Raw genomic sequence first — 24,744 nt, 5'->3', positions numbered from 1 at the left:
TGCCTGTAAACGCCGCTGCTGCCCGAGAAAGCCCATCATGAATCGTGTCGATGCCCATGGATTGAAGATCGCCCCTGAACTGTTCGAGTTCATCGCCAAGGAGGCGACCCCCAAAACCGGGATTTCCCCCGACGCATTCTGGGCCGGGCTCGCCGCCATCATCGCCAAATTGGGCCCGAAGAATCGTGAGCTTCTCGCGGTCCGCGACGCGCTGCAGGCCAAGATCGACGGCTGGCACCGCGCCAACAAGGGCAAGGCGTTCGACATGAACGCCTACACCGCTTTCCTCAAGGAGATCGGCTACCTGCAGCCGGAGCCGGCAACGGCCAAGGTCGAGACCGCAGATGTCGACGAGGAAATCGGCAAGATCTGCGGGCCGCAACTGGTCGTCCCCCTCACCAATGCCCGCTACGCGCTGAACGCGGCGAATGCCCGCTGGGGCAGCCTGTATGATGCTTTCTACGGCACCGACGCGATCCCGCACGATCCGAGCGAAAGCGGCAAAGGCTACAACAAGGCGCGCGGCGACAAGGTGATCGCCAAGGCCAAGGCATTCCTCGACGCGGCGGCCCCGCTCGCAACCGGCAGCCACACCGACGTGACGTCCTACAGCGTGATCGCGGGTCAGCTCGCGGTCAAACTGAAGAGCGGCAACGCCACCGCACTGAAATCGGCCGACCAGTTCGCCGGCTATCTCGGCGACGCGGCTCAGCCTTCCGCGGTCCTGCTGGTCAACAACGGCATGCACGTCGAAATCAAGATCGACCGCAGCAGCGTCATCGGCAAGGACGATCCGGCCGGCGTCGCCGACATGATCCTGGAATCGGCGGTCTCGACCATCCTCGACATGGAAGACAGCGTCGCGGCCGTCGACGCCGAAGACAAGGTGCTGGTCTATCGCAACACGCTGGGTCTGATGGACGGCACCCTGTCGGCCGATTTCGAAAAGGGCGGCAAGACGCTGAAGCGCGCGCTCAACCCGGACCGCGTCTACAAGACGCCTGGCGGCAAGGAGCTGACGCTGCACGGCCGCAGCCTGCTGTTGATGCGCAATGTCGGCCATCACATGTTCACCGACGCCGTACTCGATGCGAAAGGCGAGGAAATTCCGGAAGGCCTGCTCGACGCCGCCGTCGCCGGCCTGCTCGCGATCCACGATCTCAAGGGTTCTTCGAAGACGAAAAACAGCCGCACCGGCTCGGTCTATATCGTCAAGCCGAAGATGCATGGCCCCGATGAAGTGGCGCTGACCTGTGAACTGTTCGGCGAAGTCGAGAAGCTGTTGTCGCTGCCGGAAAACACCATGAAGGTCGGCATCATGGACGAGGAGCGCCGCACCACGGTCAACCTCAAGGCCTGCATCCAGAACGCCTCGAAGCGCATTTGCTTCATCAATACCGGCTTCCTCGACCGCACCGGCGACGAGATCCACACCTCGATGGAAGCGGGCCCGATGATCCGCAAGAACGACATGAAGGCGCAGCCCTGGATCAAGGCCTATGAAGACTGGAACGTCGACATGGGCCTGATCGACGGCCTGCCTGGCCATGCCCAGATCGGCAAGGGCATGTGGGCAGCACCCGACAAGATGGCGGACATGCTGACGCAGAAGCTCGGCCATCCGGAGGCCGGCGCCACCACCGCCTGGGTGCCGTCACCGACCGCCGCCACGCTGCATGCGCTGCATTATCACCAGATCAACGTGCAGGCGCGCCAGCAGGAGCTCGCCAAGGGCGGCCAGCGCGCAAAACTGTCCGACATCCTCACCATTCCGGTGTCGCAATCGAACTGGGCGCCCGACGACGTGAAGCAGGAGATCGACAACAACTGCCAGGGCATTTTGGGCTATGTCGTGCGCTGGATCGACCAGGGCGTCGGCTGTTCCAAGGTGCCTGACATCCACGACGTCGGCCTGATGGAAGACCGCGCCACCTTGCGCATTTCCAGCCAACATCTGGCGAACTGGCTGCATCAGGGCGTCATCACCAAAGACCAGGTCATGGAGTCGCTCAAGCGCATGGCGGTCGTGGTCGACGGTCAGAACGAGGGGGATCCGCTCTACAAGCCGATGGCTCCCGGCTTCGACGGCATCGCCTTCAAGGCTGCCTGCGATCTGGTGTTCAAGGGCCGCGAGCAGCCGAACGGCTACACCGAATACATCCTCACCGCCCGCCGCCGCGAAGCCAAGGCGGCCGGCTGATCGGCCGGCCGTTCGATCCGGATATTAGGCCGCGCGTATCGTTTGCAGGAATTTGCCGACTTCCCGCTTGAGGGAATGGCCTTCCTGCGAGAGCGAACGGGCGGAACCATGAACCTGTTCGGCCGCAGCTTGCGTGTCGGCCGAACCGCGGCTGACATCGCCGAGGCAGCTGCCCACCTCGATGGCGCCCTGGGCGGCTTGCTGGACGTTGCGCGCAATCTCCTGCGTCGCGGCGCTCTGCTGTTCGACAGCTGCGGTGATCGCGGTTGAAATCTCGGAGATTTGCCCGATCGTGGCGCCGATCGCCTTGATGGCCGACACCGAGTGCTGCGTTGCAGATTGCATCTGCGTGATTTGGGCGCCGATTTCCTCGGTTGCCCTGGCGGTTTGGGCCGCCAGCGCCTTGACCTCGGAGGCGACGACCGCAAAGCCGCGGCCCGCTTCGCCTGCACGCGCGGCTTCGATGGTCGCATTCAGCGCCAGCAAATTGGTTTGCTCGGCCACCGCCGCGATCAGCTTGACGACTTCGCCGATCCGGCCGGCGGATTGCGACAGCTCGGCGATCCGCTCGTTGGTCTGCTCGGCCTGACGCACCGCAGCCTGGGTGATGTCTTCCGATTGCTTCACCTGTCGGCCGATCTCGGTCACCGAGGAAGCCATCTCTTCCGAGGCGGCGGCGGCCGATTGTGCACTGGACGACGAGCGGTCGGAAGCGGATGCAGCCTTCGCCGTATGCTTGTGATTGGTTTCGGCGGTCCGGGTCAGGCTGCCTGCAGCGAGTTCGATCTCGGAAGACGCCAATGAGACGGCCTCGATGATCTTGCCGATCGCCTGCTCGAAACCGTCGGCGACCTGGCTCATCGCCAGCTTGCGTTCTTGCTCCGCTTTGAGCTTGAGGCCGGCCTGCTCGGATTCCATGGCCTGAACGCGTAGCGCGTTTTCCCTGAACACTTGGACGGCGCGGGCAATAGCGCCGACTTCATCCGTCCGCTTGAGCGACGGTATTTCAATATCCAGCCCGCCGCCGGCGAGCCGAGCCATCACGCCGGTCATGCGGGTCATCGGCCGGATCACACCCAGGCCGACACCGACCAGGCCGCCGCCGATGATCAGGAAGACCAGGCCGGAGATGCCCCACAAAATGACGTTGAATGTGCCGACACGTTGGGTCGCAGCGCTTTCGATCGCCGCGTTGTCGTCCGTGGTCTTCTTGACGATTTCGTCGATCAGCGCGCGATGCGCGAGATAGGCGGTCGTGATCTCCCCATACGACTTTGCCGCACCGGCTGCGTCTGCCTTGGCCAGGGCCGGCAGGAACACCTGCTCGACGGCGGTCCAGAAGCGCTGCACTTCGCGATGCGAATCCACGACGAGCTTGGCCTTGGCCACAGGCTCGAGGTCCGACTTCACCCAGAACTCGTGGCGCTCGTCGTATTCCTTTTTCAATTGCTTCAGCCGCTCGCGGCGGTTGGCGAGTTCAGCCGGATTGTTCAGGGCAAGCGTGGCTTCGAGATAGGATTCGATCACGTATTCCGGCGGCGGCAGAATGTCGGCGATCAAATCGTTGCCGAGCTTGAGCTTGTTGTAGAGGGGGCCACCGACCTTGACCTCGCTGAGCGCGAAGATGCCGGTGAAGACCACGGCCCCCAGACCAATGGCCGTGACCAGGCCGAACAGCACGATGGCGCGGGTGATCGTCAAACGAAGCGTCATTGCCAGCGTTTCCTTAAAATCAATCCGATTTTGCTCTTGGCGAGCCGAACTTGAATTCTCTTAAAACGCGAGGACTATTCACCACTCGCGTTAACGTTCCGTTTGTCTTCGCGCACAATTTCGGTTCCCCAGCCGGTCGGGCGCCTCCGTTGAAATGCGGAAGGCAGCGCGAACTGTCGCATGGCTGGTGCCGCTTTGCCGCACCGCAGGAACGTTTGAATCGCGCGCCCGTTGAGAATCGGTCTCAACTGACATGGAGGAGATGAAGATGGATTGGAACCGGGTGGAAGGAAACTGGAAGCAGTTCAAGGGTGCTGCCAAGGAGAAATGGGGCAAGCTCACCGACGACGATCTCAATGTGATCGAAGGCCGTCGCGAGCAGCTCGAAGGCAAGCTGCAGCAACGCTATGGCTTCGCCAAGGACCAGATTCACAAGGACGTGGATGACTGGTTCAAGAGCCTGAAATAGCCACCCAAAATGAAAGCCCCGGCAGCGCCGGGGCTCTTCTTTGGGCGGCCGCTAGATCACCGCGATGTATTTCAACAGCGAGATCACGCCGAGGATGATCACGACAACACGGCAAATCTGTTTGGCGCGGCCGTCGATCGGCAACAGGTTGATGAGATAGAGGACGAGGATAACGACGAGAAACGTGACGAGTACGCTGACAAGCATGCGGGGCCCCCTCGGCTGGCAAAGCGCTGTTAGTGTTTTGTTAACGTGGCAGGCCACATTGGGTTCCAGGTGGGGAACCTACGTCTGGACGTAAAAATCCCAACTATTTCAATGCTCCCGTCGTTTTATGGCGCAGGCACTGTCTATTTACCCTTTCCCCCAATGACCGCAGGGGGAGCATCATGTTGAATCGTCTGACCGACTCCACGCTGCTGAAGGCCGTCATCCTGGCCACCGCCAACGTGGATGGCCGGGTCATAGGCGAGCGGAAGCGACGCCGTCCTTCAGACGGCCATGCCCGGCCATGACGGAAATTGGAACGCCGTGCCCCCGACCAATTGATCGTCACTCCCGCGCCACCTCCGGCACGCGTTCGTACTTGGCGCGCAGCTTGTCCGAGGCGGGTGAGAAGTTCAGCTCGGCGCCGCGTTTGTCGGCGCTGCGGCCGGCGACCAGCAGACCGTTTTCACCGGCGACGATGTCGCCCCTGCGCAGCGTCGGATCGTTCTCGATCTTGACCGGCGCGAGCCCGATCTGATCCTTGCCGTTGCAGGTGCACCCGCTGACGAGCTCATTGCGATAGCGGAACGCGTTCGGCAGTTCCGAATAAGGTTTTCCGTCTTCGGCGGCGGCGTTGTCGATGCTGCTGCCGTAAAACACCTTGGTCTCGCTGGCCGGGCAAAAACTGTCGCAGGAGGCCACGCGGCTCGCATTGTCCGACGCCGTCAGCGGGAAATAGCGCCCGTCGCAGGTGCGCACACAATACGCCTGACCGCCGCCGCCATAACGCCGCATCTCGCCGCGTTGAAGCGGCATCGATCCGTCGCCGTTCGCAAACGGCAACGAAATAGAGGGGCCCCTCGCCCGGCTGAGGCCGCCGAACAGGGCCGAGAAGAAGTCCTGGGCCTGCGCCGCCGGCGCCGACGCGAAAGCGCCTGCCAATGCCGCGCCCAGGATTACCATTCTGCTCACGCCCATCCGCATCTCCTGTTGCGGCCGACAACTCAATTGAGCTGCGACGCCGTCAAATTCATGGCCTGCCGCCCCGAGGGCAGCGTCGTCGCCGCCGGGCGCACCGGCTGCGTCGCCGGGCGAACGCTGATGTTGGTCCTGGTTTCCAGGTTCCTGCTCGCAATGTGCGGCGCGTTCTTCGGCAGCACGACGACCCTGGTGCCGATATCGACCCGGCTGAACAGATCCGTGACGTCCTCATTTGTCAGGCGGATGCAGCCGCTGGAGACGAACTTGCCGATCGTCGAGGGATCGTTGGTGCCGTGGATGCGGTATTGGCTGGAGCCCAGATACATCGCCCGCGCGCCGAGTGGATTGCCGGGACCGCCGGCCATGAAGCGCGGCAGGTAGGGCTGGCGCGCGATCATCTCCGCCGGCGGATGCCAATCCGGCCATTCGGCCTTGCGGCTGATGGTCTGCACGCCGGACCAGGTAAAACCCTCGCGCCCGACGCCGACACCATAACGAACGGCGCGGCCCTGGCCGAGCACGTAGTAGAGCGCGGTGTTGCCGGTATCGATCACGATAGTGCCGGGCGCTTCATTGGAATTGAAGGCGACGACGGCGCGGCGCAGCCGCTCCGGCACGACGCCCGCGTCGGGCGTTGTCGGCTCGGCCATCACCTCATCGGAGGGAAACGGATTTGGCTGGGTGGAAGCGTAACCCAGCATCTGCGCGCTCGCCGCGCTGGAGAACATGGACGGCGCCAGCAACATGGCGCTGACGAAGACGAGCGTTTGTATTACGCGCGACTGATGCCGGCGATCAGAGGACTGTGTCATGGGACTGCCCCGTTGGATACGCATCGTGTGATGCTCTGGGTTGGCAACGCGACCGGGGCTGCGCAGTTCCCTGCGACTCGACCTGATCGGCCTCCTGTCAAGCGAGCCGGTGCTCACACTTCCGCGACGGAACTTTCGCCGCGGCCGCCCGTTGGATGCTTTCAAAACTCGGTCCGCGAGGCGACGTCGCGGCGGCCATGTGATCACCGCCACGCGCGGGGGAGATTCGTTGTGCGCGTCGTGCCCCCCAAGCCTTTGCCAGAAGAACGCAAGGCGCCGGAAGAACACAAGGCGCGGTCCAATGAAAGCAAGCCGCCGGAACGCAAACCGGCGCAAGGTGAGCACAAGACCACCGAACGAAAGCCATCCGACCGCAAGACCTCTGACAAGGCCTCCGACCAAAACGGTTTGCCGGGCGACCGTCAGAAAGCCAATGCGCCGGAAGGCGCACCGCTTCCCGACAGCAAGGTCGAACTGCCGCCAGTCATTCGCCGCGCCGACATCGTCGCCTTTTCGCTGGTGTCGCTGCTCGTCATCTGCGTCGTCGCCGTGCTCTATGCCGCGAAGGCGTTCTTTCTTCCCGTCACGATGGCCTTCTTCGTCGGCACCATGCTGTCGCCGGCGGCGAGCTTCCTCGAGCGCTATCGTATTCCCCGCGCTCTGGGCGCCGTCCTGATCGTGGCCGCGGTCGGCACTGGCGCAGCCTTCATGGTCGGCCTGATTGCATCGCCGGCGATGGAATGGAGCAACAAGCTTCCGGAATTGGGGGCGGAGCTGAAGGAAAAACTGCATGTTTTCGACCGGCCGCTGGCGCTGTGGCAGCAGCTGCAAGGCATGCTCGGCAGCACCGACACGTTGGCGACGTTCCACATCCCGAAATTCGACTGGGTGCAGCCGACGCTCGAATTCCTGTCGCCGACCTTCGCCGAGTTCCTGCTGTTCGTCGCCACGCTGATATTGTTCATCGCGAGCTGGAAGGATCTGCGCCGGGCCCTGGTGATGAATTTCGGCGACCGGCCGGCGCGGCTGCGGACGCTGCGGATCCTCAACGAGATCGAGGAGCATCTGGGCAGCTATCTGCTTACCGTGACGATGATCAATGTCGGCGTCGGCATCGCAACCGGCATCATCTGCGCGGTCACCGGCATGCCCAATCCGGCGGGGCTTGGCGCACTTGCCGCAACGCTGAATTACATTCCGATCATCGGCCCGGTGGCGATGTTCGTCGTGCTGGTCGTGGTCGGCCTGGTCGCCTTCCCGACGATCAGCGCGGGGCTGCTCGCACCGCTGCTGTTTGCGGTGATGACTTTCCTCGAAGGCCATTTCCTCACGCCAACCATCGTCGGCCGCAAGCTCGAACTCAACGCGCTGGCGGTATTCATCGCGCTGGCGTTCTGGACCTGGCTGTGGGGACCGATGGGCGCGTTCCTGGCGTCGCCGATCCTGATCGTCGCGCTGATCCTGAAGGAGCATCTGATGCCGGTCAATTCGCCGCAGCTGCCCTAAAGCCAATGGGTTTCGCAGCAGGAACTTCCGCTTCGGGCGGACGTTTCCCCGATAGCTGATTTGAGCTTGGAACATTTCCTGGAGCTTTTGATGTCGATGACCAATGGCGACGCCGCAAAGAACCTGACGGATAAAGCGACCTACGAACGCCTGGAAAAGGATGTAACTGCCGTGAAAAACGATATCGCAGCCCTCACCGAACAGATCACCGATGCGCTCAACAATTTTGCCGGCACCGCCGGCAAGCAGGCACGCCGCGGCTACAAGCAGGCGCGCGCCAATGCGGAGCAGGCCGTTGACGACATGTCCGAGCGCGGCAGCGCCATGATGGACGCGGCTCAGGATGCGGCCTCCTCGATCGAGGAATCGCTGGAAGACGTCATCGCGCAGCGACCACTAGCAACGGTAGGCCTCGCGCTGGGTGTGGGTTTCCTGCTCGGCGCGATGTGGCGCCGGTAATCAGGCGATGTCGCAATGATGACCCGCGGCGGAAAGCCAGCCTTCATCTGCCGATGGCGGCGCTGGCGCGAGGTCGTTTCTTTTGCTGATGTTCTTTTCTGATCGAGGCGGGGCCGATGTTTCAGCGCGTGATCGATGACTTCAAGGATTCGACCGGCACCGCGTTGCGGCTGACCTCGCTGGCGGCAACGGCCGCGTTCGCCTTGCTCGTCACCACATCGTTCCTGTGCGCGGCCGCCTTCGTTTTCGTGCTGGATAAATACGGCCCCGTCTATGCTTGCCTGACAGGCGCCGGCATCTTCTTCGTGGTCACGATGATTGCGGCGATTTCCTACATGGTGCGCAAGAAACAGATCGAGAAGCGCGTCAAGGGGACGGCAAAATCCGCCGCGCAAACCATGCTGGCCGACCCGATGCTGGTGGCCGCCGGGATCCAATTGGTGCGCGCGATCGGCATCAAGAAACTGATCCCGATTCTCGCGATCGGCGGCCTGGCGCTGGGCTTTTTGGCCAGCCGCGGCCAGGGCCAGGCCGGCGGCGAGGCACCGGCGGAGTAGGTTCACTTCCTCGCCGTCGTCCCTGCGACCCGTCTCCGCCAAGGCTTCGCCGGGGTGGTGGTATGAGGCACGCCGAAGCCTTAGCGAAGGCGGCACGCAGGGACCCATACGCCGCGGCGTTCGTTGTTGAGGAAGGTATCTAACGCCAGCGCTCTCACCGAGAAGCCGCGGCGTATGGGTCCCCCGATGCGCAATTGCGCATCTGAGCGCAAGGCCGGGACGACGGCGCCGTTTGTTGTTGCACCATCATTCAAACGCAGATTCACCTTCTCGCGGCGCAAAGCGCCCGAAGTTTTAAAATCATCCGCCCTCCCAATTAGAGGGCGCAGGGAAGACCGGGTGCGCGCTGCACCCGCGGTCCCGTGTGCGGTTGGTAGATAGAAAGCTGCACACGAGCATACAGGGCAGCGGTGAACACCCGGCCTTCCCTGCGCAATGGCTTTACGGCTTATAACGAGCTCTCCCCGGAGAACGGCTCTTTTGCCTCCGTTGCGCCCCGGAAGCAGTTGCCTCCAGGTGCATTGACGCCAGCACCGCGACGTCGGGACCACTCGTCTTCACCGTACGCTTCGGCGCCTTTGGTCAAGGGCACCGTCACGTCCACCGCAACCCCGTCCAACGTCCGTGACCACGGCCGACGCCCTTCTGACCAGGACGGGATGGCCAAGGATATACCCCAGATTTGCCTTCCGTAAAAGCGAAATATTTTTTATTCTGGGGCTTGACACTGTTTCCGCAAATCAGAATTGATTTGCCCGTCGGGTCAATTTGCCGCGGCTCTTTCCGTCATTCCGGGGCTCGCAAAGCGAGAGCCCGGAATCCATTAAGCGGCAGCGCATGCGGCCTGATGGATTCCGGGCTCGCGCTACGCGCGCCCCGGAACGACGGAAGACGGCGATAGCTTTCGCGCTTACGTCACGCAGCGCCCGGGCTGGAGCAGCTTCGCCACTTCGGTGAGGACGCTGACCGGCGGCTCGCAGGCCTCGGCGATTTTCCTGGCGGCGGGCTTCGTCACCGGCGGGGGTTTCGGCGGGCCGTTGCGCGTTTCGTTGCGCGCCTCCTTCGAGGATTCCCTGTTGGAGAGTTCCATGGCAACGGGCACGCGGACCAGCACCGAGGTGTCGGTGACGCCGTCGTGCCGCATGGCAATGGTCTGGGTCTGCCCGGCTGAGGCGGGGACTGACGCGCGATCGGACTTGGCAGCGCGATTGACGCCGGCTTCGGGCGCAGCAGCGGTGGCCTGGCGGCTGCCAATCAGGTCGTGCGCGACTGCGAGCTGGACCGCGCCAAGGGTCAGGGCGATCGCCAGCGAGCCGAAAATTCCCTTATGAATCTGTGACATATTGGTGTGTCCCTCGCCCCGTGGCGATCATGAACACAACACTAACCAAGCCGTCAGGGTTCGGCTCGGGCGTGATCACTTAACCGTGTACGAAATAATTTTGGACCGCCTGGAACGAGTCCGGGGCTGGCGAGTCTTTTCAAAAGCCGGTCATTCCCCCTGCCCCATAGACCGGTGATGTGGGGCGCGACCGTGGTGATGCCGGTCGCGCCCTGCTTTTTTTTTGCGCTGATATCGCTGCGGTATTTGGGCCGCTGCCGGTGACGGCTGTTTTTCGGCGCGTCTTCGACGCTGTATTGGGCGATGCAAGCATTCCTCCGTCAGCGCAACCGCCTTGCGGTTTGATGATAAGCCTTGGCAAAAGCACGCCAAGCCCATTCGCCGGCACCGGCGCAACCCGACGAGAGCGATCCAATGCCCCCCGATCCCCAGCAGTTTGCGAGCGACAATTATGCCGGCATTTGCCCGGAGGCGTGGGCGGCGATGGCGGAGGCCAATCATGGCCATGCGCGGGCCTATGGCGACGATCCCTGGACCCAACGCGCGTCGGACGCGTTCCGGGCGTTGTTCGAAAAGCCGGACGCCGAAGTGTTTTTCGCCTTCAACGGCACCGCCGCCAATTCGCTGGCGCTGGCATCCCTGTGCCAATCCTATCACAGCGTGATCTGCTCTTCTTCGGCGCATGTCGAAACCGACGAATGCGGCGCGCCGGAATTCTTCTCCAACGGCTCGAAGCTTTTGATTGCGGCGAGCGAGGACGGCAAGCTGACGCCGGAGCAGGTAGCAGGGCTCGCCAACAGCCGATCCGACATCCATTTCCCGAAGCCGCGCGTGGTGACGATCACGCAGCCGACCGAGACCGGCCAGGTGTATTCGCTGGACGAAATCCGCGCGCTGTCGGCGACCTGCCGCGAACTCGGCTTGCGGCTGCACATGGACGGCGCCCGCTTTGCCAACGCCTGCGCGTCGCTGAAGTGCTCGCCCGCGGAGATGACCTGGAAGGCCGGCGTCGATCTCCTGTGTTTTGGCGGTACCAAGAACGGCATGGCTGTCGGCGAGGCGATCCTGTTTTTCGATTGCACCCTCGCCGAGGATTTCGACTATCGCTGCAAGCAGGCAGGGCAGCTCGCCTCGAAGATGCGCTTCCTCGCGGCACCCTGGGTCGGGCTGCTGCAAGACGGCGCATGGCTGCGCAATGCGCAGCACGCCAACGCCGGCGCGGCGCGGCTCGCCAAAGCGGTCGCCGACTTGCCGGATTTCAACTTGATGTTTCCGGTGGAAGCCAACGCGGTATTCCTGCGCGCCTCGGCCGACCGACTGGAGGCGCTGCGCCAGCGCGGCTGGCAGTTTTATACCTTCATCGGCGGCGGCGCGCGCTTCATGTTCGCCTGGGATGCCGATCCTGAAAGGGTCGATGCGCTGGCGCGGGACATCAGGGAGGTGAGTGAGGCGCGGAGGTAGATTTCGAGAGGCGAAAAGAATTCCTTCTTAACCGGACCACAATTGACGAAGGGCAAGGCTGATGGCTGGGGTTCGAAAGTTCCTGCGATTGGGAATTGGATCGCTTCTCGTATCAGCCTCATTGGTGAGTGCGATCGGCATCACGTCAGCGAATGCGAACCTGCAGTTGGGCGGGCAGGGACCCATATGCATCAGGATTTACGAACTGGCCGAGGATCGGAGCTTTAAAACGCGTGATGATTTCGCTGATCGCGTCGGTGGTGCACTTCAAGCCAAGATTCAAATATTTCGACCGGTAAGGACTGTTCGGGCAGAGCCAAATTGCATTAAGCCTGATCGGCCGGGATATGATCGTCAACTCAGAATGATTTTAACAGTCAAGAGACAGACGATCAAAATAGACGGCCGCGACTGGAACTTGATCATAGTTAGTGGAGTGTCGGCGGACGGCGTGTTTCAGGACCGCGAAATCCAGCCGGTCGTGATCGTACAGCAAGAAACCGTCTCTGACACCAGCATCGTAGATGGGCTGATTCAGTTCGTCGATCGCACAATCGTAGAAGCGCTGCGACGATAGTTGCTGAGCGTAGTCTCATCGTCCCGGCCTTGAGTGCGCAATTGCGCATCGGGGACCGATAGTCATCGATGGAAGTTGTTTAGCCCGCTGAGTGTTGTCTTCCTTTCCAGCAACAGGGGCCGCGGCGTATGGGTCCCTGCGTTCGCAGGGACGACGGAAATGCGAGCAAGAAAAAAACGGCGCGCCGTGAAGCGCGCCGTTTCGATGCAACACCAGTGATCCGAGCCTAACCCGTGGCCGCCCGTGGCGCGCGGTTGCGGGAGTTGCGCTGGAAGAACAGCGCCTGGCTGGCGACCGCCGAGACCATCGCGGGCTGGAACGGTTTGGAGATCAGGAACGCCGGCTCGGGGCGCTCGCCGGTGAGGAAGCGCTCGGGGTAGGCGGTGATGAACACCACCGGGACCTCGAACACCTTCAACAACTCGTTGACCGCGTCGAGGCCGGAAGAGCCGTCGGCCAGCTGGATGTCGGCGAGGATCAGGCCCGGCTTCTTGTTCTTGGCGAGCGCGACCGCGTCGGCATGGGTGCGGGCGACGCCGATGACGTTGTGGCCGAGATTCTTCACGAGGCTTTCGAGGTCCATCGCGATGAAGGTCTCGTCCTCGATGATCAGAACGTCGGTGGCGATTTCCGCCGCCATCTCGCGGCCGGCGGCGTCCGCAAGCTTGCGGGTTTCGGCGATGTCGGTGCCGAGAATGAACGAGACTTCTTCCTCGGAAAAGCCTTCCAGCGACAGCAGCAGGAAGGCCTGACGCGGCAACGGCGTGATGTTCGAGAGCCGGCGCTCCGACGGCAACGCCAGCGTCGCGACATCCGGGTTGTCGTTGACCGCGACCGAATTCCAGATCTGCGTGAACAGCTTGAATAGACCGGCGCGCGGACCATGCCGCTCGTCGAGCAGCGAGCCATCCTGCAACAGGGCCTCCAGCATGGCCCCGACATAAGCGTCACCTGACGACTGGTTTCCGGTCAGCGCGCGGGCGTAGCGCCGCAACAGCGGCAAATGTTCGGCAACGAGCTGTGATCGGGACATCCCCATTCCATCCTTGTCTTAGGCCGTGTGTCGGGTCGTAATACTGAGGTGGTGAATACTTAGGTGGTGGCTTCGAACGCCTTGTCCAATCCCTTTATCGTCAGGGGGTGACCCGGTTCCCCCGCCATTCCCACTACGCCCGGCAGCGAAGAAAGTTCCAACAAATGTTCCTCGATTTCGGAACTTTCCAGCGCAGTTCGCATTAGCCCCCTAACCAAGGAAGCGCGGCGAAGGCCCAATTTTGGGGAAAAGTCTTGAAATACAAGGTACTTAACACTCGGGGAAGCGTGGATGACATCATGAAAGAACCAAAGAAGCAGGGCGGTCTAAATGCAGAGATCCAGTCCCGAATCGGTCATCAGCTCCGCGCCATGTACGACGACGTGGTGCGGCAGGGGGTGCCTGACCGCTTTGCGGAGCTCATCCGGAAGCTTGACGGGCCTGAAGCGGCAACCCAAGCGGCCCAGCCGGACCAAACAGCAAAAAATGACGGGAGGGACTAATGCCTCTCACAGATTCTCTTCGCGACGACATCCTGGCGTCGGTACCATCGCTGCGCGCGTTCGCAATCTCGCTCAGCGGTAATGGCGACCGGGCCGACGATCTGGTGCAGGAAACCCTGCTGCGCGCGATCGCCAATATCGACTCGTTCCAGCCCGGCTCGAACCTGCCGGCGTGGCTGTTCACGATCCTGCGCAACCTGTTCCGCTCCGACTATCGCAAGCGGCGCCGCGAGGTCGAGGACGCCGAGGGCAATTACGCCAAAACCCTGAAGACGCAGCCGGCGCAGAACGCGCATCTGGAGTTCGAGGAGTTTCGCGTCGCGCTCGACAAGCTGCCGCAAGACCAGCGCGAAGCGCTGATCCTGGTCGGCGCCTCCGGCTTCTCCTATGAGGACGCCGCCGCGATTTGCGGCTGCGCGGTCGGCACCATCAAGAGCCGTGTCAACCGCGCCCGCTCGAAACTGAGCGCCCTGCTCTATGTCGACGGCGCCGAGGATTTCGGCCCCGACAACACGGTGCGCGCGGTGATCGGCGGCAACAACTGACAGGCTTCGCTTGACATGACGCAAGAAGGCGGCCCGACCGGGCCGCCTTTTTGTTTGTCTGGAAGTTCCGGGCTTCAGTTCAGGCCGCCAAAGGCGTAGATCAGCACCAGAATGGGGATCGGCACGCCGAGCAGCCACAACAGCAGATAACGTCCCATGCTTTCGTCTCCTCCATCATACCGGTAAAACGCGCGGGCGATGGGAGTGGTTCCGTACTTCGTAGGGTGGGCAAGGCGCTCTTGCGCCGTGCCCACCATCTATCCGGCTCCACGTCGTTGAATGGTGGGCACGCGGAGCCTGTCATCGGGCGCGCATTCGCGCGCCCCGGTGGCTTTGCCCACCCTACGAAACTTCGCGCGCCTCGGAATGACGGCGGCGGTGGGACTCTACTTCACCGGCCGTACCGGCGCGGAGAGCTGTTCGGTGCGGTCGCGTTCGCTCATGTCGACGACGGTGACCATGGGGGCGGTCAGTTCGTAGACGTAACTGACATCGGTGAAATAGCGCTTGGCGGTGCCGCCGAGCGCTTCCGGCGCCACACGGTCGAGCAGGATCAGGCCGAAATCCGAATCCTCCCGCCGCGTCGCGGCACTGGTATTGAACTCTTCCCAACGGAAATGGAAAACCGTATCCGGCTCCTCGCCCGATATTTCCCAGTTCGCGACGATATGCGGATGCTTGCCGACCAGCGACAGGCCTTCGTCGGAATGCGACGCCAGTTCGAAGAACAGCAGCGACAGCGATTGCGCTGCGCGTGCGCTCACCGCGATATCCGGACCGTTGACCGCGATGCGGTCCGCATGCGGTATCGCGCGCGACTCGAACAACCCCTTCAGCTTGACGCCCTGCCACTGGCTCTCGCTCAGCAGCGTGACCACGTTCGACATCGCATGGATGCGCCCGATCAGGAGTTCGCGCGAGACGTCCATGTCGGAGCCGTGGCGCAGCGTTCGCGTCACGATCGACTGGATCACGGCGAGGATGTTCTTGACCCGATGGTTGAGTTCGTCGATCACCGCCGTCAGCCGCCGCTCGAAGCCGATGCGCACCTGGATCTCGCGGCTGAGCCTCAAGTTGTTGTAGGCGACATAGCCGAACAGGCCGCAGACGATGCCGGTCAGCGCCAGCCCGATCGCCGCCACGATCGCCGCGGTCTGCTGCGCTCGCACCACCGCGCTGGACTTGGCGTAGTAGCCGAGCGACCAGTCGCGGCCGCCGAACGTCACGGTGCGAACCATCGACGGCGCCGGGCCCTCCGGCTTGACCGCCTGCAAGGTGACGGCGCCCTGGTCGTTGGCGACGAATTCGTCATTGGCGTCGCGCGGGTCCTTCAGCACCACCGAAAACAACGACTGGTCGTCATTGGTCAGCATCAAGGTCGCCAGCTCGTAGGAGAACGTGACGAAGCCGACGGCCTCGCTGGAGCCTTCCTGGAACACCGGCGCGGCGAGCACGATGCCTACCGGACCGGACTTGTGCAGCAGCGGGATCGGGTCCGACGCCACCGGCTTGCCGCTCTCGATCGCCTGCGTCAGCACCGGCGCGATCACCGAGTGGCGTTCGTAGGCGCGCCCCGGAAAGCCCAGCGTCTCCGCGCTGCGCGGTTCGAGGTCCATCAGCACGTTGATCGGCTTGTCGATGGCCTTGAGATCCAGCGGCCGGTCGTCGAAATCGCGAATCGTCGGATCGGTGAAGCCCGAGCTTTTCAGCACCGCGCGTGCCGCCTCCAGCTCGTCCGGCTTGAGCCGTGCGATCCAGGAGGCGACCACGAAATCGGCTTTGAAGGCATAGATCGACGTGCGCAGCGGCTGCAGCATGTTGGCCTTGACTACCGACGGCGCGCGAAACAGGCCGGAGGCGACGCGCGCCAGCAGCTCGCGTTCGGTCAGCCGGTCCTGCACCAGGCTGGCGTGGACGTCGATGGCGCGCGCCAGCGCGATGCCGTCGAGGGTCACTTCCTGCTCATGAACGCGATAGGCCGCGAGACTGGAGAGCAGCGCTCCAATCAGGGCGATAAAGCCGATAATGAAACCCAGCCGGACCACTCGCTTACTCGGGAATGAAGTGTTGGCGAACAGGGAAAGAAAGCATTCGAAGTCTGCCGGGGCAGCAACAAATGGAAACCGGGCGACGGCGGATCGCGGGCGAATATGGATGAGCGATCATCAGCACGCAACTAACAGGATGACAGCGAAACGACGCAGCCTCCGTTAACGCTGATTTCGCGGGGCCAGTGCCAACCAGCCCGGACCGATTTGGTTCCAGGCGTACCGACGGTATCTTCATCCCGGGCAATGTCGTGCCCGGGGATGGCGGATTTGAGATCGCAGGAGGGTCCAAAGCCGAACCTTGCGTGTTAACCCTAACCCGCTTCGAGCTCCGTCTAACCGACGGCCCTGGTCTAGCCGGCCTTGGTCTAACCAGCCTTGGCCTTCGGCGCCGGGCGCAGGCCGCCCTTGGTCTCGATGAAGCCGATGATGCGCTCGAGCCCCTCGCTCTTCTTCAGATTGGTCATCACGAAGGGACGCTCGCCGCGCATCCGCCTGGCGTCGGTATCCATCTTTTCCAGCGAGGCGCCGACATGCGGCGCGAGGTCGATCTTGTTGATCACCAGCAGGTCCGAGCGGGTGATCCCCGGCCCGCCCTTGGACGGGATCTTGTCGCCGGCGGCGACGTCGATGACGTAGATCGTGAGGTCGGCAAGTTCGGGCGAGAACGTGGCGGCCAGATTGTCGCCGCCGGATTCGATCAGCACCAGATCGAGATTGGGAAATTTCGCACGCATGTCGGCGACCGCCGCGAGATTCATCGAGGCGTCCTCGCGGATCGCAGTGTGCGGGCAGCCGCCGGTCTCGACGCCGGCGATGCGATCCGCCGTCAGTGAGCCCGAGCGCACCAGAAACTCGGCGTCCCATTTGGTGTAGATGTCGTTGGTGATCGCGGCGATGTCGTAGCGCTCGCGCATCGATTTGCAGAGCAGATCCATCAGCGCGGTCTTGCCCGAGCCGACGGGGCCGCCGACGCCGACACGCAACGGGCCGTGAGAATTGGTCATCTAAGGTATTCCCTCAGTTGTCGTCCCGGCGAACGCCGGGACCCATACCGCGTGATCTATCAATGAGGCAGCATCGCAGACGCCTGCGGCAAGTGCCCATCGTGAAAGAAGCTGTCTGACAGCGTGCCTCAACGATGGGCCGCGGCGTATAGGTCCCGGCGTTCGCCGGGACGACGTGTGGAGGGAGGCTTGCCCTGCTCATGACCGAAACAATCTCGTATATTGCGTCTCGTGGCGGAGGCTGGCGAGATCGGCGCGAAAGGTGGCGCTGCCGAGATCGTCGAGCGAGGCGTGCAGCGCGCGCGCCGCGGTGGCGACCACCACCGGCTCCAGCGCGGCCAGGATGCGCTGGCTGTCGGTCTGCCCGAGCGGGACCAGCCGCGCGCCGGCAGAGATCCAGTTCGAGACCACGGCATGCAGGAAGGCATGCATCGCAGGCGCCAGCGGAATCTTGTGCGCGGCGCTGACGAGGCCGACCGCGACGGGATAAACGATGACGCCGCCGCAAGCCGAAACCAGCGCATCGAGGCCGTCGCAGGTCCAGGCCGCGCGCGCGATGTCGATGAAGGCGCGGCCTTGCGTCGAGGTTTCGAGCTGCCGCTCGCGCGAGGGCACGAACGCCGCCGCAAGCTCGGCGACCTCGTGCAGCGCGCCGTGGTCGTTTGCCGTCGCCGCCCGGTGCGTCTGTGCCACAAACACGCCGTCGCAAAAGCCTGAGCCATCGGCCAGCATCGCCGCCAGCCAGCCGCGCAACGAGGCGGCATCGACAATGTCGCCGGCCTCCACCGCCCATTCGATGCCGCTGGAATAGGAAAACGCGCCGACCGGAAAGGCCGGCGACAGCCACGTCATCAGCCGGTATAGCGCCGCGCCCTCGTCTGCCGTCATCCCGTCCGGCGCATTGGCTGGACCGGGCTCACTTGCGGTCATGAGCATGAGAGTGATCGTGGTGGTGGTCGTGGTCGTGGTCGCAATGCTCGTCGTGACGATGGCAGTGGTCGTGCGCGTGACCATGCGAAGCGTGATCATGACCGGTATGCCCATGCGCGGCTTCCGCCGCGTGGGCGTGGCCGGCATAGGCGCCGCCTTCGGGATCGAACGGCGCTTCGATCTCGATCACGCGCGCGCCCAGCCCCTTCACCATCGCCTCGATCACGTGATCGCGGCGGATCCGCAAGCCCTTCGGCATGATCTGCGTCGGCAGATGGCGGTTGCCGAGATGCCAGGCGACGCGAACCAGATGCAGCGGATCGGTGCAGCGGATTTCGATCAACGGCTCGGGGGCCGCGACCACCTCGATCAGGCGACCGTCTTCCAGCACCAGCGCATCGCCGCCGCGCAGCGCGATGGCGTTTTCCAGATCGAGCAGGAATTCGAGCCCGCGCGTGCCCGTCATCGCCATCCGCCGCCGGTGCCGATCGTCGAAATCGAGCACCACGGTATCGGCGCCGGCTTCCGTCCAGCGATGCTGGCCCTGAACGCTTGTTGCGCGGATCATGCGAGAATACCTGAAGCATGTTCGAGCATAGGGGCCTCATGGTTCGAGACGCGCGGCGTTGCCGCGCTCCTCACCATGAGGGTTTTAGACCTCATCCTGAGGAGGCGCAAAGCGCCGTCTCGAAGGATGAAGCCACCGAATGCGCGACGATGCAGCATACGCACTAAAACTTCTCCACCTTGCCGTCGCTGATGATCTCGATCACGGTCGGCGCGGTCTTCATCTGCGACGAATATTCCCGCCACACCTTCATGTGCGGCGCCTTGCCATGGGCGTTGAGGTCGTCGCGGGTTTCCCAGCGCTCCACCACCACATACAGATTGGGATTGTTGACGCTGACATGGCCTTCATAGGAGAGGCAGCCCTTCTCCTTGAGCGTTTCGGCGGTGCAGGCCTTGTGACCCTTGATGAAGTCGTCCTTGTTTTCCGGCTTCATCGGCGTGGTGGCGATGACGTAGATCATGGAATTTTCTCCCTGTTGTTCTTGCTTAGCGGGTCTCGACCTTTTCGGGCGTGATGTACTCGATCTTCGGCGGCGCGCTCATGCATTTGACCGCGACGCGGCCGAAGGTCTTCATGTGCTCCGCGGTGCGGTGCGGCCCCAGCGCCTCCATGTTCTCCCACTGCTCGACAAACACCATCTTGGAATGGTCGGTGACGCTTTCATGCAGATCATAGGCGATGTTACCCGGCTCTTTCCGGGTTTCCATGATGCAGGCGGTGGCCGCCGCGATGAAATCGGCGCGCGTTTCAGGCTTGATGGTCAGCGTGGCAACGACGTAGATCACGTGAGTTCTCCCGGACTTTGTTCTGGCTAAAGCGTGCCCGGACAGAACCCTAGTACATGAAATAGCGCTGCGCCATGGGCAGGACCTCGGCCGGCGCGCAGGTCAGAAGCTCGCCGTCTGCGCGCACCTCATAGGTCTCGGAATCGACCTCGATCTTGGGGGTGGCGCCGTTGTGGATCATGCTCTTCTTGGAGATGCCGCCCCGGGTGTTTTTCACCGGATAAAGCTTTTTGGCGATCCCGAGCTTGCGCGCCAGCCCGCCCGTGATCGCGGCCTTGGACGTGAACACCACGGATGATGCGGTCAGCGACTTGCCGTAGGCCGCGAACATCGGCTGATAATGCACCGGCTGCGGCGTCGGAATGGACGCGTTGGGATCGCCCATCGGTGCAGCCACGATCGAGCCGCCCTTGATGATGCAATCCGGCTTGACGCCGAAGAACGCCGGCGACCACAGCACCAGATCCGCCATCTTGCCCTTCTCCACCGAGCCGATCAGCTTCGATACGCCGTGCGCGATCGCGGGATTGATGGTGTATTTGGCGATGTAGCGCTTGACGCGGAAATTGTCGTTGTTGCCCTTGTCCTCGGGCAGCGAGCCGCGCTGCTTCTTCATCTTGTCGGCGGTCTGCCAGGTGCGGATGATGACTTCGCCGAGCCGGCCCATCGCCTGCGAGTCCGACGACATCATCGAGAGCGCGCCGAGATCGTGCAGAATATCTTCCGCCGCGATGGTCTCCTTGCGAATGCGGCTTTCGGCGAACGCCAGATCTTCCGCGATCGAGGGATCGAGATGGTGGCACACCATCAGCATGTCGAGATGTTCGTCGATCGTATTGCGGGTGAATGGCCGCGTCGGATTGGTCGAGGACGGCAGCACGTTCTTCAACCCGGCGATCTTGATAATATCAGGCGCGTGGCCGCCGCCGGCGCCTTCGGTGTGGAAGGCGTGGATGGTGCGGCCCTTGAAGGCTTTTACGGTATCTTCGACAAAGCCCGACTCGTTCAGCGTGTCGGAATGCAGCATCACCTGGACGTCGTAGTCATCAGCCACCGACAGGCAATTGTCGATCGCCGACGGCGTGGTGCCCCAATCCTCATGCAGCTTGAGCGCACAGGCACCGGCCTTGATCATCTCCACAAGTGCTGCCGGGCGCGAGGCGTTGCCCTTGCCCGATATGCCGAGATTGACCGGGAAGGCATCGAACGACTGGATCATCCGCCCCATGTGCCACGGGCCGGGCGTACAGGTGGTGGCAAAGGTGCCGTGCGACGGGCCGGTGCCGCCGCCCAGCATCGAGGTGACGCCGCTCATCAGCGCGTGTTCGATCTGCTGCGGGCAGATGAAATGGATGTGGCTGTCGAAACCGCCGGCGGTGAGGATTTTTCCTTCGCCCGCGATGATGTCGGTGCCGGGTCCGATCACGATGGTGACGCCCGGCTGGATGTCGGGATTGCCGGCCTTGCCAATGGCGGCGATCATGCCTTCCTTGATCGCGACGTCGGCTTTGACGATGCCCCAGTGATCAACGATCAGCGCGTTGGTGATAACCGTATCGGCCGCGCCCTGCCGGTTGGTGACCTGCGACTGGCCCATGCCGTCACGGATCACCTTGCCGCCGCCGAACTTCACCTCCTCGCCATAGATGGTGAAATCCTTCTCCACCTCGATGATGAGATCGGTATCGGCCAGCCGCACCCGGTCGCCGGTGGTGGGCCCGAACATGTCGGCATAGACGGAACGTTTGATTTTTACGGACATGCGGTTCGCTCCAGGAAACAGGTCGTCATCCTGAGGTGCGAGCCCTTTTGGGCGAGCCTCGAAGGATGATTGGGTTTGCGCGCGTAGCTCATCCTTCGAGGCGCGCTCAAGTTAGCGCGCACCTCAGGATGACGGCGGTGGGCGTGGCGAATGCTGTTCACAACTTCCCCTGCACCTCGCCGCGAAAGCCGTAGATCACGCGTTTGCCGGCGAGTGCGACGAGTTGCACGTCGCGGGTCTGGCCGGGCTCGAAGCGGACCGCGGTGCCGGCGGCGATGTCGAGGCGCATGCCGCGGGCTTTTTTGCGGTCGAATTTCAGCGCCGGGTTGGTCTCGAAGAAATGATAGTGCGAGCCGACCTGGATCGGGCGGTCGCCGGTATTGGCGACCGACAGCGTCACGGTCTTGCGACCGGCATTGAGTTCGATCTCGCCGTCCTGGATGAAGCGTTCACCGGGGATCATTTTTCCTCCTCCGTCATTCCGGGGCGATGCGTAGCATCGAACCCGGAATCTCGAGATAAAATAACTTCTGGATTCCGGGTTCGGCGCTTTGCGCCGCCCCGGAATGACGACATCACCTGATCGGCTCGTGCACGGTGACGAGCTTGGTCCCGTCCGGAAACGTCGCCTCGACCTGGATGTCGTGGATCATCTCGGCAATGCCGTCCATGCACTGTGCACGGGTGATGACCTGCGCGCCTGATTGCATCAGTTCGGCGACGGTACGGCCGTCGCGCGCGCCCTCGACGATGAAGTCGGAAATGATCGCGATCGCTTCGGGATGGTTGAGCTTGACGCCGCGCTCCAGCCTGCGGCGCGCCACCATCGCGGCCATCGAGATCAGCAGCTTGTCTTTTTCGCGGGGGGAGAGATTCATGCGGGCACTCGAGTGATTAATCTAGGTAAGCCAGAGACGTTAGTTGAGCCAGAGACGTTAATTAAGCCAGAGTCTTGGCAGCGGCACGCCGGAGGCGCGGCCGAGCACGGTCATCATGTCGGCGCGGAGCCGCGCCGCATCTTGGGCACAGAAGCGCGCCATTGCAAATCCATTCCACACGGAGATTCCGACCTCGCCGCCGAACGTTTCCGATGCTGCGCGGATCCGCTCCACCACGGCCTCGTCGCCGGGCACGATCAGTGCGGTACCGATGGCGACGCCGTCTTTGGAGATGGCGGGTTGTGCGAGCTTCGCGCCGATATCGCCGTCGAGCCGAATGGTTTCGGCAAACACCAGCCGACCGCCGCGACGCAAGCGCCAGCGGTCGATGAATTCGCCATGCAGCATCCGCTCACCCATCGCCGCGCGGCCGAACACCACGATTTCGCACAGCAAAAGCGAGGCGTCCTCAGCCAGATCGATATCGATGCGGCGTGAGATGCGCGCCCGGTCGAACAGGATGGTCTCCTGCGGCAGCCAGGAAAGGTGCGCGCCGGCCTCGGCCTTGAGCGCAATGTTGAGCGCTGCTGCGGGCCCCGCCGCGCGATAGACCTTCTCGGCAGCCGCCGTGGTCAGCGTCAGCCGCGCGCCCTCGCCGGCGCTGATATCGATATCGAAGCGGTCGCCGCCGGCGATGCCGCCGGCGGTGTTGACGAACACGCCGGAAAGGCCGCTGTCCTCAGGCGAGGGAAACCGCACGCGCAGTGAGCCGGATTCATGCAACACGCCGCGGCGGGTGAAGCCGTCCTGCAGCCGCACGTCGAATTTGACCGCGCCCCGGGCTCGGTTGTCAGCGAAAGTCGATGAAGCCGCGCCCGTCGTTTCGGTCCGCATCCGTCCCCCAAAACCGGCCGCCGCGGCACAAATGCTCTAACTGTTACAGCGCCATCTGGCGGCTGATCTCGGCGGGATCCATCGCGCTCCGGTCGCACGCATATTTCACCGCGCCCCGGTCCATCACCGCGAAATTGTCGCCGAGCTCGCAGGCAAAGTCGAGATATTGTTCGACCAGCACGATCGCCATGGTGCCGAGGCTGCGCAGATAGGAGATGGCGCGGCCGATGTCCTTGATAATCGAGGGCTGGATGCCCTCGGTCGGCTCGTCGAGCAGCAACAATTTTGGCCGCATCACCAGCGCCCGGCCGATCGCGAGCTGCTGCTGCTGGCCGCCGGAAAGGTCGCCGCCGCGCCGGCCAAGCATCGAATTCAGCACCGGAAACAGCGAGAACACGTCGTCGGGAATATTGCGGTCGTCGCGCTTCAGCGGCCCGAACCCGGTCTTGAGATTTTCCTCCACCGTCAGCAGCGGAAAAATCTCGCGGCCCTGCGGCACGAAGCCGATGCCTTTGCGGGCGCGCTCATACGGCTTGAGGCCCGTGATGTCGTCGCCATTGAGGGTGATCGAGCCCGAGGCAATCGGGTATTGGCCGACCATCGCGCGGAGCAGCGAGGTCTTGCCGACGCCATTGCGGCCGAGCACGCACGTCACCTTGCCGGCCTCGGCCTTGACCGAGACGCCGCGCAGCGCCTGCGCCGCGCCGTAATAGAGGCTGATGTTATCGACGTTCAGCATGGATCACCGCCCCAGATACACTTCGACCACGCGATCGTTCTGCGAGACCTGGTCAATGGTTCCCTCGGCCAGCACCGTGCCTTCGTGCAGGCAGGTCACCTTGACGCCGAGTTCGCGCACGAAGGTCATGTCGTGCTCGACCACCATGACGGTCTTGTCCTTGTTGATTTCCTTGAGCAGCTCGGCGGTCTGATGGGTCTCGACGTCGGTCATGCCGGCGACCGGCTCGTCAACCAGCAGCAATTTCGGATCCTGCGCCAGCAGCATGCCGATCTCGAGCCATTGCTTCTGGCCGTGCGACAGGCTGCCGGCGAGCTTGTTCCGCGAATCCTTCAAGCGAATGGTTTCCAGCACGCGCTCGATGCGTTCGGCCTCGGGTCTGCTGCCGCGCCAGAACAGCGTGCCTTTCACGCTGTGATCGACGTTGAGCGCCAGCAGCAGATTGTCCTCGATGGTCTGGCTCTCGAACACCGTCGGCTTCTGGAACTTGCGGCCGATGCCGAGTTCGGCGATGCGGGTCTCGTCGAGGCGCGTCAGGTCGGTGACGCCGTCGAACAGCACGGTGCCCTCATCCGGCTTGGTCTTGCCGGTGATGATGTCCATCATCGTGGTCTTGCCGGCGCCGTTGGGACCGATGATGGCGCGCATCTCGCCGGGCTCCAGCGTCAGCGACAGATTGTTGATGGCGTGGAAACCGTCGAACGAGACATGCACGCCGTCGAGATAGAGCAGCGCGGAAGTCGTCCTTGTACCGATGACGTTCAT

At 63.0% G+C, this 24,744-nt stretch carries 29 protein-coding genes; 10 read left to right on the top strand and 19 right to left on the bottom strand.

Going from position 1 to position 24,744, the window contains the following annotated elements; translation table 11 throughout:
- The first annotated feature begins 37 nt into the window (after positions 1-37).
- Complete coding sequence (locus ACSQ84_RS32230) at positions 38-2,200, top strand: malate synthase G (protein ID WP_436215764.1); 2,163 nt, start codon at positions 38-40, stop codon at positions 2,198-2,200.
- Between the two features lie 24 nt (positions 2,201-2,224).
- On the opposite strand, the gene ACSQ84_RS32225 is transcribed toward ACSQ84_RS32230, so the two are convergent.
- Positions 2,225-3,913 (bottom strand): methyl-accepting chemotaxis protein, encoded by a 1,689-nt coding sequence (locus ACSQ84_RS32225; protein ID WP_436215763.1) that lies wholly within the window; start codon positions 3,911-3,913, stop codon positions 2,225-2,227.
- Positions 3,914-4,181: 268 nt separating this feature from the next.
- Here ACSQ84_RS32225 and ACSQ84_RS32220 point away from each other — a divergent pair, with 268 nt between their 5' ends.
- Positions 4,182-4,382: a CsbD family protein gene (locus ACSQ84_RS32220; RefSeq protein ID WP_436215762.1), complete on the top strand. Its 201-nt coding sequence runs from the start codon at positions 4,182-4,184 to the stop codon at positions 4,380-4,382.
- 51 nt (positions 4,383-4,433) lie between these two features.
- On the opposite strand, the gene ACSQ84_RS32215 is transcribed toward ACSQ84_RS32220, so the two are convergent.
- The gene (locus ACSQ84_RS32215; protein ID WP_436215761.1) at positions 4,434-4,589 is read right to left on the bottom strand and encodes a Thivi_2564 family membrane protein; all 156 of its coding nucleotides are present in this window, start codon (positions 4,587-4,589) and stop codon (positions 4,434-4,436) included.
- Between the two features lie 182 nt (positions 4,590-4,771).
- Between ACSQ84_RS32215 and ACSQ84_RS32210 the strand changes: the two genes are divergently transcribed.
- Entirely contained in the window at positions 4,772-4,897 is a 126-nt protein-coding gene (locus ACSQ84_RS32210) for a hypothetical protein (RefSeq protein ID WP_436215760.1), read from the top strand.
- Positions 4,898-4,934: 37 nt separating this feature from the next.
- Here ACSQ84_RS32210 and ACSQ84_RS32205 read toward each other — a convergent pair whose 3' ends face one another.
- Positions 4,935-5,567 carry a DUF2865 domain-containing protein gene (locus ACSQ84_RS32205; protein ID WP_436215759.1) on the bottom strand — a complete coding sequence of 211 codons (633 nt, stop codon included), beginning with the start codon at positions 5,565-5,567 and terminating at the stop codon, positions 4,935-4,937.
- Positions 5,568-5,593: 26 nt separating this feature from the next.
- Positions 5,594-6,382: a L,D-transpeptidase gene (locus ACSQ84_RS32200; RefSeq protein WP_436215758.1), complete on the bottom strand. Its 789-nt coding sequence runs from the start codon at positions 6,380-6,382 to the stop codon at positions 5,594-5,596.
- Positions 6,383-6,790: 408 nt separating this feature from the next.
- Here ACSQ84_RS32200 and ACSQ84_RS32195 point away from each other — a divergent pair, with 408 nt between their 5' ends.
- From ACSQ84_RS32195 to ACSQ84_RS32185, 3 genes are all read left to right on the top strand, one after another.
- A complete protein-coding gene (locus ACSQ84_RS32195) occupies positions 6,791-7,888 on the top strand; it encodes an AI-2E family transporter (RefSeq protein ID WP_436215799.1) in 1,098 nt (365 codons plus the stop codon).
- Between the two features lie 90 nt (positions 7,889-7,978).
- The gene (locus ACSQ84_RS32190; RefSeq protein WP_436215757.1) at positions 7,979-8,347 is read left to right on the top strand and encodes a DUF883 family protein; all 369 of its coding nucleotides are present in this window, start codon (positions 7,979-7,981) and stop codon (positions 8,345-8,347) included.
- A gap of 116 nt (positions 8,348-8,463) precedes the next feature.
- Positions 8,464-8,904 carry a hypothetical protein gene (locus ACSQ84_RS32185; protein WP_436215756.1) on the top strand — a complete coding sequence of 147 codons (441 nt, stop codon included), beginning with the start codon at positions 8,464-8,466 and terminating at the stop codon, positions 8,902-8,904.
- A gap of 910 nt (positions 8,905-9,814) precedes the next feature.
- On the opposite strand, the gene ACSQ84_RS32180 is transcribed toward ACSQ84_RS32185, so the two are convergent.
- Positions 9,815-10,246 (bottom strand): hypothetical protein, encoded by a 432-nt coding sequence (locus ACSQ84_RS32180; protein ID WP_436215755.1) that lies wholly within the window; start codon positions 10,244-10,246, stop codon positions 9,815-9,817.
- Between the two features lie 414 nt (positions 10,247-10,660).
- On the opposite strand from ACSQ84_RS32180, the gene ACSQ84_RS32175 reads away from it, so the two are divergent.
- Both ACSQ84_RS32175 and ACSQ84_RS32170 read left to right on the top strand, forming a co-directional pair.
- Entirely contained in the window at positions 10,661-11,707 is a 1,047-nt protein-coding gene (locus tag ACSQ84_RS32175; protein WP_436215754.1) for a threonine aldolase family protein, read from the top strand.
- Between the two features lie 61 nt (positions 11,708-11,768).
- Positions 11,769-12,284, top strand: a complete 516-nt coding sequence (locus ACSQ84_RS32170) for a hypothetical protein (RefSeq protein ID WP_436215753.1) — start codon at positions 11,769-11,771, stop codon at positions 12,282-12,284.
- A gap of 226 nt (positions 12,285-12,510) precedes the next feature.
- Here ACSQ84_RS32170 and ACSQ84_RS32165 read toward each other — a convergent pair whose 3' ends face one another.
- Complete coding sequence (locus ACSQ84_RS32165; RefSeq protein ID WP_436215752.1) at positions 12,511-13,317, bottom strand: response regulator; 807 nt, start codon at positions 13,315-13,317, stop codon at positions 12,511-12,513.
- Positions 13,318-13,616: 299 nt separating this feature from the next.
- Here ACSQ84_RS32165 and ACSQ84_RS32160 point away from each other — a divergent pair, with 299 nt between their 5' ends.
- Entirely contained in the window at positions 13,617-13,820 is a 204-nt protein-coding gene (locus ACSQ84_RS32160; RefSeq protein ID WP_436215798.1) for a NepR family anti-sigma factor, read from the top strand.
- A complete protein-coding gene (locus ACSQ84_RS32155) occupies positions 13,820-14,365 on the top strand; it encodes a sigma-70 family RNA polymerase sigma factor (RefSeq protein WP_192737176.1) in 546 nt (181 codons plus the stop codon). The genes ACSQ84_RS32160 and ACSQ84_RS32155 overlap by 1 nt, the downstream gene beginning before the upstream one ends.
- A 74-nt stretch (positions 14,366-14,439) precedes the next feature.
- Here ACSQ84_RS32155 and ACSQ84_RS32150 read toward each other — a convergent pair whose 3' ends face one another.
- The 13 genes from ACSQ84_RS32150 to urtD form a co-directional block, all read right to left on the bottom strand.
- Entirely contained in the window at positions 14,440-14,622 is a 183-nt protein-coding gene (locus tag ACSQ84_RS32150; protein ID WP_436215751.1) for a hypothetical protein, read from the bottom strand.
- A gap of 129 nt (positions 14,623-14,751) precedes the next feature.
- A complete protein-coding gene (locus ACSQ84_RS32145; protein WP_436215750.1) occupies positions 14,752-16,410 on the bottom strand; it encodes a CHASE domain-containing protein in 1,659 nt (552 codons plus the stop codon).
- A 371-nt stretch (positions 16,411-16,781) separates the two neighbouring features.
- On the bottom strand, positions 16,782-17,420 hold the full coding sequence (ureG, locus tag ACSQ84_RS32140; protein WP_436215749.1) for an urease accessory protein UreG: 639 nt from the start codon (positions 17,418-17,420) through the stop codon (positions 16,782-16,784).
- 198 nt (positions 17,421-17,618) lie between these two features.
- Positions 17,619-18,356, bottom strand: coding sequence for an urease accessory protein UreF (locus ACSQ84_RS32135; protein ID WP_436215748.1), 738 nt, complete (start codon positions 18,354-18,356; stop codon positions 17,619-17,621).
- Positions 18,337-18,918, bottom strand: coding sequence for an urease accessory protein UreE (locus ACSQ84_RS32130; protein WP_436215747.1), 582 nt, complete (start codon positions 18,916-18,918; stop codon positions 18,337-18,339). Before ACSQ84_RS32130 ends, ACSQ84_RS32135 begins: the two co-directional genes overlap by 20 nt.
- Positions 18,919-19,081: 163 nt before the next feature.
- Positions 19,082-19,381: a putative quinol monooxygenase gene (locus tag ACSQ84_RS32125; protein ID WP_436215746.1), complete on the bottom strand. Its 300-nt coding sequence runs from the start codon at positions 19,379-19,381 to the stop codon at positions 19,082-19,084.
- Positions 19,382-19,406: 25 nt separating this feature from the next.
- Positions 19,407-19,706, bottom strand: a complete 300-nt coding sequence (locus ACSQ84_RS32120; RefSeq protein WP_192737171.1) for a putative quinol monooxygenase — start codon at positions 19,704-19,706, stop codon at positions 19,407-19,409.
- 49 nt (positions 19,707-19,755) lie between these two features.
- On the bottom strand, positions 19,756-21,468 hold the full coding sequence (gene ureC / locus ACSQ84_RS32115; RefSeq protein WP_436215745.1) for an urease subunit alpha: 1,713 nt from the start codon (positions 21,466-21,468) through the stop codon (positions 19,756-19,758).
- A gap of 157 nt (positions 21,469-21,625) precedes the next feature.
- Positions 21,626-21,931, bottom strand: a complete 306-nt coding sequence (locus ACSQ84_RS32110) for an urease subunit beta (RefSeq protein WP_436215744.1) — start codon at positions 21,929-21,931, stop codon at positions 21,626-21,628.
- Positions 21,932-22,043: 112 nt separating this feature from the next.
- The gene (locus ACSQ84_RS32105; RefSeq protein WP_291854211.1) at positions 22,044-22,346 is read right to left on the bottom strand and encodes an urease subunit gamma; all 303 of its coding nucleotides are present in this window, start codon (positions 22,344-22,346) and stop codon (positions 22,044-22,046) included.
- Between the two features lie 57 nt (positions 22,347-22,403).
- Positions 22,404-23,240: an urease accessory protein UreD gene (locus tag ACSQ84_RS32100; protein WP_436215743.1), complete on the bottom strand. Its 837-nt coding sequence runs from the start codon at positions 23,238-23,240 to the stop codon at positions 22,404-22,406.
- A gap of 43 nt (positions 23,241-23,283) precedes the next feature.
- The gene (gene urtE, locus ACSQ84_RS32095) at positions 23,284-23,979 is read right to left on the bottom strand and encodes an urea ABC transporter ATP-binding subunit UrtE (protein WP_436215742.1); all 696 of its coding nucleotides are present in this window, start codon (positions 23,977-23,979) and stop codon (positions 23,284-23,286) included.
- Positions 23,980-23,982: 3 nt separating this feature from the next.
- On the bottom strand, positions 23,983-24,744 hold the full coding sequence (urtD, locus tag ACSQ84_RS32090; RefSeq protein WP_436215741.1) for an urea ABC transporter ATP-binding protein UrtD: 762 nt from the start codon (positions 24,742-24,744) through the stop codon (positions 23,983-23,985).

Origin of the sequence: Bradyrhizobium sp. LjRoot220 (genome assembly GCF_964252915.1) — a bacterium.
In the GTDB taxonomy this organism is placed as follows: domain Bacteria; phylum Pseudomonadota; class Alphaproteobacteria; order Rhizobiales; family Xanthobacteraceae; genus Bradyrhizobium.
The sequence above is the reverse complement of the archived record's forward strand: the minus strand, read 5'-3'. Positions and strand labels throughout refer to the sequence as shown.